The 11405-nt window shown below is 47.9% G+C and carries 8 protein-coding genes and 1 other RNA gene; 4 read left to right on the forward strand and 5 right to left on the reverse strand.

The window, feature by feature from the left end; genetic code table 11:
* Positions 1–204 precede the first annotated feature (204 nt).
* The 4 genes from Q6A48_RS10370 to Q6A48_RS10385 all read left to right on the forward strand — a co-directional run bounded on the left by Q6A48_RS10370 (position 205) and on the right by Q6A48_RS10385 (position 6865).
* Positions 205–483 (forward strand): type II toxin-antitoxin system HigB family toxin, encoded by a 279-nt coding sequence (locus Q6A48_RS10370; protein ID WP_176683249.1) that lies wholly within the window; start codon positions 205–207, stop codon positions 481–483.
* Positions 473–1687: an ImmA/IrrE family metallo-endopeptidase gene (locus Q6A48_RS10375; protein ID WP_176683250.1), complete on the forward strand. Its 1215-nt coding sequence runs from the start codon at positions 473–475 to the stop codon at positions 1685–1687. The genes Q6A48_RS10370 and Q6A48_RS10375 overlap by 11 nt, the downstream gene beginning before the upstream one ends.
* The gene (locus tag Q6A48_RS10380) at positions 1684–2826 is read left to right on the forward strand and encodes a beta family protein (RefSeq protein WP_304554028.1); all 1143 of its coding nucleotides are present in this window, start codon (positions 1684–1686) and stop codon (positions 2824–2826) included. The genes Q6A48_RS10375 and Q6A48_RS10380 overlap by 4 nt, the downstream gene beginning before the upstream one ends.
* Positions 2827–3052: 226 nt before the next feature.
* Positions 3053–6865: an RNA-directed DNA polymerase gene (locus Q6A48_RS10385; RefSeq protein WP_304554029.1), complete on the forward strand. Its 3813-nt coding sequence runs from the start codon at positions 3053–3055 to the stop codon at positions 6863–6865.
* Between the two features lie 9 nt (positions 6866–6874).
* Here the strand turns inward: Q6A48_RS10385 and Q6A48_RS10390 are convergent, their stop codons facing one another.
* The 5 genes from Q6A48_RS10390 to Q6A48_RS10410 all read right to left on the reverse strand — a co-directional run bounded on the left by Q6A48_RS10390 (position 6875) and on the right by Q6A48_RS10410 (position 11311).
* Complete coding sequence (locus tag Q6A48_RS10390; protein WP_176683253.1) at positions 6875–7156, reverse strand: hypothetical protein; 282 nt, start codon at positions 7154–7156, stop codon at positions 6875–6877.
* Positions 7153–8133 (reverse strand): integrase domain-containing protein, encoded by a 981-nt coding sequence (locus Q6A48_RS10395; RefSeq protein ID WP_304554030.1) that lies wholly within the window; start codon positions 8131–8133, stop codon positions 7153–7155. The genes Q6A48_RS10390 and Q6A48_RS10395 overlap by 4 nt, the downstream gene beginning before the upstream one ends.
* Before the next feature lie 952 nt (positions 8134–9085).
* A complete protein-coding gene (locus Q6A48_RS10400; protein WP_304554031.1) occupies positions 9086–10342 on the reverse strand; it encodes an integrase domain-containing protein in 1257 nt (418 codons plus the stop codon).
* Positions 10343–10529: 187 nt separating this feature from the next.
* Positions 10530–10926, reverse strand: a transfer-messenger RNA (tmRNA) gene (gene ssrA, locus Q6A48_RS10405).
* A 94-nt stretch (positions 10927–11020) separates the two neighbouring features.
* Positions 11021–11311: a PA2433 domain-containing protein gene (locus Q6A48_RS10410; protein ID WP_304554032.1), complete on the reverse strand. Its 291-nt coding sequence runs from the start codon at positions 11309–11311 to the stop codon at positions 11021–11023.
* Positions 11312–11405 lie beyond the last annotated feature (94 nt).

Below are 11405 nucleotides of genomic sequence, written 5' to 3' on the forward strand. Positions count from 1 at the left end.
ACGATGCGGCGCATGGTGGCCGAGCTAGATTTCTTGCGGGCTTCCCTAGCTATCCACCGCCAATCCCCCACAGATTCAGCTGCTTGTTGCGGGCGATGGTAAAACGCTACCATTGGATTCATGCGGTGTTCCCGTTTTGGGAATTTATGCGATTGACGCGCGTTCGAAAGGGATTTATATTGATCCCAAATTGGGAACATTACTATGCATCTGGTTGGCAAGGACATACTCGATAGGCTGAGAGGGCGTGGACCAGAAATTGACACGTGGGTCAGCGCGTGGGTTGCTGAAATTATCCATGCGGTGTGGACGCAGGAATCTGATCTATTTGACCAGTTTCCCTCGGCAAAAGAGCGGAAGTCCGGTGTTTTTATTTTTGAAGTGAATTTAGCAAAGTGCTGGTTAGAGGTGAAAATTTTGTTTCCTCAAAAAATAGCCCTCATAACCGCGCTATTAGGTGCAGAAGAAATTGATGGACACTAAGGTCATAAAAACAGAAGAACAGCATCGAGCTTATCTGAGTGAAGTGGATAGGTTGATGTCAATGATGCCTAAGCCTGGTTCTTCAGAAAGTAATCGCCTTGAGGTTCTGATTCTTCTTATTGAAGATTATGAGAGTAAAAAACATCCGATAGATGCCCCTGACCCAATCGATGCAATTCTGTTTAGGATGCACGAGAGAAATTTAAAGCAAGCAGATCTGATTCCTTACTTTGGCACTAGAAGTAGGGTTTCGGAAGTTCTGGGTCGCAAACGTCCCCTGACTGTTCCTATGATAAAGGCTCTCTCGGTCGGATTGGGGATTTCGGCAGAGACCTTACTTGGGTTATCCCATACAGAAGAAAAGAAATCGACCGACGAAGTTGACTGGTCTAGATTCCCAGTGAAAGAGATGGTTGCTAGGGGATGGATTGATAAAGCTATAGGGAAGGCCTCCAAAACTACTGAGGAAACGCTTCGGGAGTTCGTGTCCCTTATAGGATGGCAGTTCGGTGAGGCTGCATTCAGGCGTACACCATTGGGTGATGCATACTCACCGACTACGAAATATTCTCTGTATGTATGGCTTCTTAGGGTTATTCAACGTGCTAGAGAGAGTAGTCATCTTTTAGGTACATTTGACCAGAGTAAGCTGTCGAATTCATTTTTGAAGGATTTGGCCCAGTTGAGTTGGTTTGAGAATGGACCTCTCCTAGCAATCGAGTTTCTTAAGAAGCATGGAATAGCAGTGATAATTGAACCTCATCTGAAGGGTACCATGTTAGATGGTGCTGCGTTGAAAGATGTAGATGGAACTCCTGTTATAGGCTTGACGCTTAGGCACGATCGGTTAGATAACTTCTGGTTCACGTTGCTTCACGAAGTTGCTCATATATGGAAGCATATTGGTAATGAAGAGGCTTTCCTAGATGACTTAGATGCTTCTTCAGAAGATAGAAGAGAGTCGGAAGCAAATCGAATAGCGAGAGAAGCTTGTATACCTAGGGTTACTTGGAAGCGCTCTGGCGCCTACTTAGATCCCAGCAGGGAAAACATAGATAAATTATCCAGAGAGCTAAAGATACATCCTGCTATTATTGCAGGCAGAATCCAGCGAGAGAGAGAAAACTACCAGTTGTTTTCTGATTTGTTGGGGCGTGGCGAAGTTAGAAAAATGCTTTCTAATAATCTTAATGGTGAGTTATGAAACTTATTTACGTCCCAATTTTGAAAGCTAAACCTGGTGAACTCACTGCTCTTGCCGAGCTAAAAAAGTTTGCGGCAGAAAAAATTGTACCTTGGTTCGATATTTCACCAATTAACGATGATAAGTTAGAAAAGCTTAGCGGTCAGCTGTTTCCTCCGATCGAATCCTATTTGAGTGGTATTGCTGCAGAGATCTCCACTGTTTGGAAAGGTCGTCAAATTTTCTTAGATATGCCAAAGTGGTCTACTAATGCTCAAACAGAGGGTGGGGAGCATGTTATTCCATTTCTACGAAACCAGCTGGAATCGTTTCGCGTTAAAACAAATCTAGTTGTCGATTATGTTCGATGGGATGATCCTGTATACGTTAATGCGCTTCGTGGAGCTCGCCTATCCTCAGCGTGTGATTTTGTTCTGCGTCTTGTTATGGATTCAGATACCGTGGAGGAACTCTCTGAAGAGGATTTTGTATTAGAACGTCTGAATGAGATAACTGATACTTTGGACCTTGATCCAGTCCTTGTCATGGTTATGATCGACTTTGGAGACGTATCCTCCCAAAAGCACACTGTTCCTGATATTGTGTCTAAGTCGGAAAAGGCGATAGCTTTGTTGAAAAGAGTTGGATTTAATAATTTTAGAGTGGCGGGCTGTTCGCTTCCTGCTTTTATATCTACGGCGATTAAGGATCAAAATAGCACTGGCTTGGTTCTTCGCAAAGAGATGTCTGCATGGAGAACTTTGGTTGTACAGCCGGGATTCGAGTCGCTAGGTTTTAGCGATTATGGCATCCGCGGTCCCAATTCTAAAGAGACAGGTGGGCCGTCGAATGCGAACGGAAAAATTCGTTATACCATTCAGGAAGAGATGTTCATCGCTAGAGGTTACCCTCTGACAGAGGGGCTCAAAGGTGCTCAGCATCAGGGGCTTGCAAGGTTAGTTATTGCATCAGGTCACTGGGCTACAGAAAAGTTCAGTTGGGGTGACAATGAGATTTATCGTTGTAGTAAGGGTGAATTTTCGGGGACGTCTTCAGATTGGATCTCTATTGACACCAACCACCATATACACTCGGTTGTGCATGAGGTAATAGAGTATAAAGAACTTGTTGCTGCAAAGCATGCAAGGCAGTTTGTATGAAGCTGTTGTTTTAATTTGCTTTTAATTGGCCGTTCAGGTGATTAGCTGAAATAGCATGTTACAGCTTTTCGTGCATGAAGTATCTTCAGTGATTTAGGTTTCGTATTTTAGCCAATCGCGGATATGGTTAGTGCGGGGTAGGTATGCATACGATATGTAGTGATTTCAATTAGTTTGTAATTAGTACAACAAATTAGAATGATTGTAAATTTCTGAGCTATGAAAAATGGGATTACTTGCAAGTAAATATCGTGCGCTACAACCTACCTTTGAGTATCTGACAGATAAAGTTGTGCTTGCTCAAGCCTGGAAAAAGGCGCATCAGTATATTCGGTCGACGAATTGGTACGCTGACAACTTTGAGCTCGATAGGTCTGCACTAGATCTAGATGAACGTCTCAATCATTGGATTGCAGAATTAAAGAGCCCTGAATTTTCTTTCGACGCATTACGGCTAGTGCCTGCGCCTAAAGCTGAGCGTTGGGCTTTTATTAAGGCTCAAGATCTAAATGTATTAGATATGGTGTTGCACGATTGGACTTTTGATGCATCAGAAACTTATACTCATAGATGGTCTCCCGAGGCAAAAAAACCGAAACCACTTAGACCTTTAGCCCATGTTTCCATTCGTGATCAATGCTTACTGATGGCACTCATGATGTGCTTGGTAAATAAGGTCGAATCTAGTCAAGGTAATGCGGCTACACCTCTAAATGAAGTCCACCAGAAAAAAATAGTGAATTATGGTAATCGCCTCTATTGTCAATTCAAGGACTCTGATGCGACATTCGCATGGGGTAACAGTACGAGCTATAGTAAGTACTTTTCGGATTACCAAAAATTCCTTGCCAGGCCTTTATATTTTGGAGCGGAGGCGCTGCAGCAGAAGCACAAGGGGCAACAAGTCTTTGAAGTTCATTTAGATATAGCTAAGTTTTACGATAATATAGATCGTAACAAGTTAGTGTCTGGTATTCGAGACCTGTGTGATAACAATCAAGATCCGATCGTTGAGCGGTTGCTAGAAAGCCTTGTTAGTTGGAAGTGGGACGCAGCTAGTCCAGCTATTTATGAAGAAGTATGCAAAAGTGATCAAGAAAATATTCCAAGTGGGATCCCGCAGGGCTTGGTTGTGGGTGGTTTTCTAGCGAATATTTATCTTTTGAATTTTGATGAGGTAGCTCAGGTTCTAATAGGTCAAGATCTTTCGGATAAAATCCGTCTTGTAGATTACTGTCGCTATGTCGACGATATGAGATTGATTCTGTTAGTGGACGACGGTATTCGTTCGGAAGAAATTAGGTCTGTGATTGATGAAAAGATAGGTTGCTATCTTCTAGCGCTTGGCCTGAAATTCAATCATGATAAGACTAAAGTAGAGAAGTTTATATATAAGCGTTCTGGAATTTCTACGAAACTTAAGGATATTCAAAGCAAGGTCAGCGGCCCGTTATCTGCCTCGGAAGTAGATGAGCAGCTTGGTCATCTGGAGGGACTGATTGGTCTGGCGGACAGTCTGCGAGACTCCCAAACTGATCAGGATAACACCAACCCGCTTGCAATTATCGAAGCGCCTAGTAATGACGTTCGTGATGACACGCTGTTACGATTTTCGGCTAATAAGATTCATTCCTTGTTGAAGCAAAAGCGAAGTTTTTTTTCGCAAGAACTAGATGAAAATGGTAACCCTAAACCAGGAACCTGGGATTACCTACAGGAAAGGATGGCCCGAAAATTTATTTCATGTTGGAGTAAAGATCCATCTTTAACTCTTTTGTTGAAAAAAGGATTAGAACTATTTCCAGATAAGCGAGTCCTGAAGCCTGTGTTGGGTCAGCTAATGTCGGTCGCTCAGCGTGAGGCTGAAGTCCACCAACAGCAAGTTGCTCAATATTGTTTGGGGGAGATTTTTCGTCATGCGGCAACAGTAATACACACAAAAGATAAATGGACATTTCCAGCGCATGCTGACACAAATGGTTTTTTTGAGCACCTGCAAAATCTAGCGGTAAATATCATTTCTTCTTCGTCTGCTCATAAAAATCTTATTGATCAGGCAATGTTTTATTGCTTGGTTAGAAATGACTCTCCCTTAGATCAAGATACAAGTAGTGATGATTTTAATGTCATTACAAAGATGATGAAGGGATATCGTAATATTTCAGCAAAAATGAGTGCCGCCGATTTTGTGGCAAATGCACTTCTATCCTATCAGTTGTCGTGTGATAAGGGATTGGTTGTTCGTGCTGTCAGTTGTTTGCTAGAAAAGGCTTTTGCAAAGGTTTTTCCTTTGCCTGCCGGTAGTCTATGTAGATTAGATGTAAAAATATTTTGCAAAAAAATAGCTGTTGAGTCACCAGCTTTTTTGTCTGCCTTAGCTGATTATGCGAAAAATAACGATTGCCGTTGGATATCTGAATGCAAAGACGTTATGGAAAAGGCCGGCCTATTTCAGTTGGCCATTACCGGCGACCTTAACCGTTTTAATGGAAAGCCTATTTCATTACTTGGGGTTGTCAAAAGGTCAGATAATCCGTTTGCACATGAGAATTCCGCTCTTGCTTTGTTGCAGGCGTTGCTGAGTGGTGGTGACTTCGATTGTGAATTGGATTCTTTAACTGAATATTCGTTAGATCTCATTTCTAATATTGATCTAGGGAAGTGTACGATAACATGCTCAAACTGGGGCAAGATTCAGTCGTTGGATGTTCGATTCAGTATCGTGATTGACTTCGATGAAGATCCGATATTTCCTTTGCCGGAATGGATCGAGGAAAATCACAAGCCTCTATACAGGTTAGGCATCTTCCTCCGTAGTTGCTTAATGGGAAATGTTGACTGGTCTTCAATGAGCTCTGCTGACTCAAGTCAGGCTCGATATATAGGTTTGAGATCGAGTTTTGTGAAGCGTCAGTTAGGCATGATGCACTCTCCTGAAGCTTTGAATGGTGAGACGGCACCTATGTCTAACTGGGTTTCCAGTCTTTTGTTTGCTTTACTGCAATGGCCGGGAACCAATTTGCACGAGGGGAATTATGAATGGCCAAAAATTTGGGATATTAAATCCCTTCAGAAATTAACAATTGAGCGCTTGAGGTATCAGAAGAAACTATTCTGTACGATGACAGGTATTCCTGCATATGTAGAAAGATTTAGCTTTGATTGGCAGAAAGACAAGAAGTCACTAAAGGTTGTTATGGTCCAATCTTTGTTGCCATTGAAGGGCGACTTCCAAGAGCATGGGCTTATGTTGGATACACCAAAATATAGGTCCAGACACCGTAGGCACATAGCTTCTGTTGCTGAGTTAATTTTACACAAAGCTCATAGTCAGCGTAGTATTGATGATCTTAACTACAAAGATAGTAGTATAGATCTTATAATTTGGCCAGAATTATCAGTTAGTGAACAAGATGTTGATATTTTGCATCAGCTCGCGAATAAAACTGGGGCAATGATCTTTACAGGTTTAACTTTTATGAAGCTTCATGGGGTGGAGGGGCCTAATAATGTAGCAAAATGGCTCATACCTCAAAAGCTTTCAGCGGGTAAGAAATTTATAAGTAGGCTTCAAGGTAAGTTTAATATGATGAAGGACGAAGTAGGCAAGGTGAAACCTTGGCGTCCTTATCAGCTGTTAATTGAGTTAGTTCACCCGGCTTTTCCGAAGGATAAAGGATTTACGCTCTCGGGGTCAGTATGCTACGATGCTACTGATATAAAGATTAGTGCTGACTTGAAAGATAAGTCGGATGCATACTTGGTCGTTGCATTGAATCAAGATGTGACCACATTTGACTCAATGGTGGATGCTTTGTATTATCATATGTACCAGCATGTTGCGCTGGTTAATACTGGAGAGTTTGGCGGTTCGGTTGCAAAGGCGCCATATAAAGAGCGCTATGATAAACTTGTAACTCATGTTCATGGTTCTAATCAAGTGTCGATATCTTCTTTTGAAATGAACATGTTTGATTTTCGCAGCGTTGGGTCTAGTTATAGGTCTGGTAAAAAGGTAAAAACTAAACCTGCAGGGTGAGCTGGCTTGTTATAGGATGTTTTTAAAGGCGTTTTGTTTTTCAAGGCGCTTTACTATTAATCTGATGGTGATTTTATAGTAATTCCAAGTGGCTTCGCTTCGGCCATTTCTTTTGTTTGCAAGAAACCAAGCAATATGTTTGCGTTTCCAGGCCCATGGATTATCTCTACTCCACCGCTCAGCGATTGCTGCTTGAATTGTCTTCGCCTGGCAAATGTGGCGTTGGCGGGTGGAGTAAGAACCGGTCAAAACGCTTGCCAGGAATAGGTCCATGTCGAATGGCTTACTCATGCGCGCCCTCCAATGTAGGCAGCTACCACATCGACTCGACCGTGCCCCAGTTCATAGCTGATTTGCCTTCGTGCCTCACGATTAAGGTTCTTATCTACGAGGTAATACTGGCCTCCGTTGATAGGGGCACGGTGTTGGGTGATTTGTTCATAGCGCTCACATGCGTATGCCGCTCGCAGCTCATGGAAGCCTTTTAGGTTGTGTGCATGCAGGATGCACCGCACAGGGCGGATGATTTTTTGCAGAAAATTCAGATAGCTTTCGTGTGGCGCAATTAGGTTGTGGCTACCAGCAGGCGACACCTGCCGTGCAAACCCAAGCGCACCTTGAATATGGTCGTCCACCGCAATCCAACGCGGTGCCGAAGCGCCGGAACGACCGCCTTTGGTGCCATCCTGAATATTAATTCTGCCTAGGTCGTTAGCCTCACGGGTTAGCCGTGGCAGGTCAGCCAAGATGGTCTCACGCAGGCGCATGCCTGTGGCTCGCGCCAACAATACGATCGCGGCGGCCCGTCTCTGGTCGCGACTGCAAAGCGCATCGACGATCTGCTCAACCTGTTTGCGATTCTGGCCCTGAGGGACTGCGTGACGAACCCCGCTGCGCTGCATACCCAATGCCTTGCTCGGACTTGGCAGTTTCACATGGTGATCACCGCGAAGCGCTGCCATGGTCCTGTTAACGCTGGATAGGCGGTTTTGCGCGGTGCTGACGGCGAGATCACCACGCCTAACAATGTCGCGCAGATACGCCGCATAGTCGGCCAATACCTTTCGATCAATCTGCCGTGCATCATTGATACCGGGCCCCTGTTCGGAGCGGCACCACTTAACGAATGACTGCCACCGATCACAGTGTGCCTTCACAGTGCCGTAGTGGCCGCCGCCGAACATGTCTTTCAGCGCCTGCGGTCCTGCGTAGCTCAATTGTCTGCCGTAACCGAAATTACGACCATCGCGTCTACCCACCAATGCCATATCGGTCACCTCATCTGCCGTTCTCCGGTCCTCGCCCCACGTCATCCCGCCAAGAATGTTGAGTGTTATCAGGGATCAAGGCCCCTGCGACCTGTGGGGGAACGTCCACTACGCAGGACTGGCGGCTCCTTACGTCCGGGAGCAAGGGCATCTCATGATCTGGCCTCCTGAGCACCGTTACCGGTGGGCGGGTGGAGGCAGCATTGGCTGACGAGACCAGCGCCTGAAGATCCTGAGTCAGGTGCAAGCAGCAATGCGATGACCGGGGCATGCCTGACTGTCAGTCAGGTGCAGTCCATTCCCTGGTCTGCGGCACCATCATCTACAGCGCTGTTGCTGGTGACATCGGCGTTTGTCACGCCGATTGTCACGAGGGGGATTGCCGCAAAGCCATATGCGATCAGGGCTGCAGCAGTGTTAGAAGTGCCCGTCTCTTTCCAGAAGAAAGAGACGGGCACAGGTTGGCGCAAGATTCGGCCAAGCGGATAGGTTGCTGCAGGGCAGCGCAATAGGAAGTGTCGTCTGGCGCACGAAGGCCATGAAATGTAGTTGGCATCCATCACCGGGGAGGTGACCGGGCGAGCTGCCGGATGCGAATCGCCCTTGGGGAGAACCACCGCGGGAGCGGCGTGACCTTTAAGGTTCGGGTCACCTGGGGTGCTGTCATCGACAGCGCTTGCACGGCCAGTTCTACGCCTGTGGATAAACCCGGTCAAGGGCCGAGATTCAGCGCTCTTGTGGACGTGAAAAGCGGTTATCCATCGGTGGAATTCCGTGGTAAATCCCGGACAACGTCGTGGCTTTTAGCTCTTCAAAGTAAGGTCCATCCAAACAGGGCGGCTTTGCAGCCCTGTTTGGATGGACCCGCGCTGAGAAGCGGATAAGCGAGGCTGCTCGCCCTGAATATTGAACGCTCAGTTGTTGTTGCTGCCGTTGTTGCGCCTGCATAGCGCTAGCGTATCGGCACCACGTTCTTGTCTCTGACTTGGCCGTATGCTGAGGCGAGCAGGCTGCCGGTGGCGGCTTTCTGGATGTACTCACTCCACCAGGCCATCATCGGGCGCCGGCGCTCGATGTAGTCGGCTCGGTTGTAGGCGCTCCGCACCTCATCCTTGTCGACATGCGCCAGGGCGACTTCGATGAGCTCAGGATCCCAGCCATGTTCATTCAAGATAGTGCTGGCCATCGAGCGCATGCCGTGGCTGACCAACCGATCCTGGAACCCCATGCGTTTCAACGCCATGTTGGCCGTTTGACTATTGGCGTGGGTGCGTGGGTTTCTGTCTGCCGGGAAGACGTATTCGCGATGGCCGCTGTGAGTCTTCAGTGACTCCAACAGTGCGACAGCGTGATCACTCAACGGAATGCTGTGTGGGCGGCGCTTCTTCATCCGCTCCGCCGGGATAGTCCAGACACGCCTTTCAAAGTCGATGTCTGACCAGCGAGTAGTTGCCGCCTCGGCAGGGCGAGTCATCGTGTGCAATTGCCATTCGATCAGGCAGCGGGTCGTGCGTTTGATGCTGGCGTTTGCGATCTCCATCATGAGTTCGGGGAGCTCTTCTGGCGGAAGTGCAGCCATGTTCTCTTTCTTGGGCTTCTTGAATACAGCCCTGATGCCGCTGAGCGGGTTGGCGAAGATCAGGCCGGAGTTTACGCCGTAGGTCATGATCTCGTTTAGCCGCTGGCTGAGACGTTTGACTGTCTCCAGGCTGCCTTTCGCTTCGATTGGACGAAGCAATGCGATCACCATCGGCGCGGTGATCTTCGCGAGTGGTGTCGTCTTCAAATCGGGGAACACGTGCAGCGTGAGCGACCGCCAGATGTCCTCGGCGTAGGCCGGGGTCACCGAGTCTTTCTTGAGCTCGAACCAGGCGGTGGCCACGTTCTCGAAGGTGTGTTCAGTTTCTGCGCGCTTGGCTTCATTCAACGTATTGCGCTGCACCTTCGGGTCGATGCCTTGGGCGAGCAACTCGCGTGCATCGACTGCCTTCTTTCGTGCATTCGCCAGTGACAGTTCGGGATAGGTCCCGAAGCCGATGTTGATGCGCTTCTTGGTCACCGGTTCGCGGTAGTTGAAATTCCACAGCAACGAGCCATTGCTGCGTACGCGGAGCTGCAAACCGTCACCGTCCGTGAGGACATAATCCTTGGACGCGGGTTTGACTCCCTTGAGTTGTCGATCGGAGAGGCGGAGGTTTTGAGCAGGCATGAGATTGTCCTCAGGCACTGATTCGGTATTCCAAAGATTAGCACCGGATGAGGTGGAATACCGCTTGGAATACCCGAATGGCTGGAACTCAAAAACTCTCAAAAGACCGCAAAAGCGCTGGAAGCCGCGTATTTGCTGGCTCGCAGGCACAAAAAAAGACGTCCGTGGACGTCTTTGATTGATCATTTGGTGGAGCCGGGGGGATTTGAACCCCCGTCCGCCAGTACTCCGCTGTCGGTACTACATGCGTAGCCGTGTCTATTAAGTTAACCCTCAGCGACCCGACGGGCAGGGTGCTTTGGGCGAGTTGTGTAAGTTTTAGCCGCTTCGTCCACAACGTACTGCACGGCGATTCCGTTCTATATGACAATCACTTCGGGTTTACGGACATCCCCTAATGATTGCTGGACCCGAAGGTACCAGAAGCTCAGGATCTAAGGCTGCTTACGCAGCGATAGCGAATTCCTGGCCGTATTTATCGTCATTGGCAACTATAGAAGTTGCAACAGTGGATTTACGAGTTCTGTTACCAACTCGGCATGCACCTAGAGTTTCGCAACCAGCGTCGAATCCTAAACGGCCCCGAACCTGTCGCTCCGTGGATCGGTTGGAGAGACAGGCGTGTGCAGTGTACGCCAATCCGCCTGCGAGGCCAACCCGAAGGTTGGCCTGTGGCGGTCAGGAGTTCTTGCCGTCCTTGCTGACCTTCTGGATCTCTTGCAGCATCTGGGTGGTATCGGTCACGCATTTTTTGGTGGCCGCTTCCGTCTTCTCGTCGCGATTGGCTTTGGCTTGCTGGAGAGTGTTCGCGAGCCGGCCTTCCAGGTCAGAACCCTGGACTTGGGTTTTGGCGTTCTCGAGGGTGGTGATGTTGGTGTCGCAGAGATTGTCGGTGCCGCCGGCGGCAAACGAAGACGACGCCATCATGGAGGCAGTGACGAACAGGCCTAGCAGTACAGAGCGTTTCATGTGTCTCTCCTTGAACTGTGGCGCAGGCTACGCTGGCCATCAGGACGGCTACCAGTTAGGGAAAGGTCCCGCTTTTGCGGGACTTATCCTGTGG

The organism is Pseudomonas citrullilanati (genome assembly GCF_030580855.1).
Classification (GTDB): domain Bacteria; phylum Pseudomonadota; class Gammaproteobacteria; order Pseudomonadales; family Pseudomonadaceae; genus Aquipseudomonas; species Aquipseudomonas citrulli.

Coding starts and splice junctions, on each gene's coding strand:
- Q6A48_RS10370 (WP_176683249.1), top strand. CDS start 205: ATGCATCTGGTTGGCAAGGACATACTCGATAGGCTGAGAGGGCGTGGA.
- Q6A48_RS10375 (WP_176683250.1), top strand. CDS start 473: ATGGACACTAAGGTCATAAAAACAGAAGAACAGCATCGAGCTTATCTG.
- Q6A48_RS10400 (WP_304554031.1), bottom strand. CDS start 10,342: ATGCCTGCTCAAAACCTCCGCCTCTCCGATCGACAACTCAAGGGAGTC.
- Q6A48_RS10395 (WP_304554030.1), bottom strand. CDS start 8,133: ATGGCATTGGTGGGTAGACGCGATGGTCGTAATTTCGGTTACGGCAGA.
- Q6A48_RS10390 (WP_176683253.1), bottom strand. CDS start 7,156: ATGAGTAAGCCATTCGACATGGACCTATTCCTGGCAAGCGTTTTGACC.
- Q6A48_RS10410 (WP_304554032.1), bottom strand. CDS start 11,311: ATGAAACGCTCTGTACTGCTAGGCCTGTTCGTCACTGCCTCCATGATG.
- Q6A48_RS10380 (WP_304554028.1), top strand. CDS start 1,684: ATGAAACTTATTTACGTCCCAATTTTGAAAGCTAAACCTGGTGAACTC.
- Q6A48_RS10385 (WP_304554029.1), top strand. CDS start 3,053: ATGGGATTACTTGCAAGTAAATATCGTGCGCTACAACCTACCTTTGAG.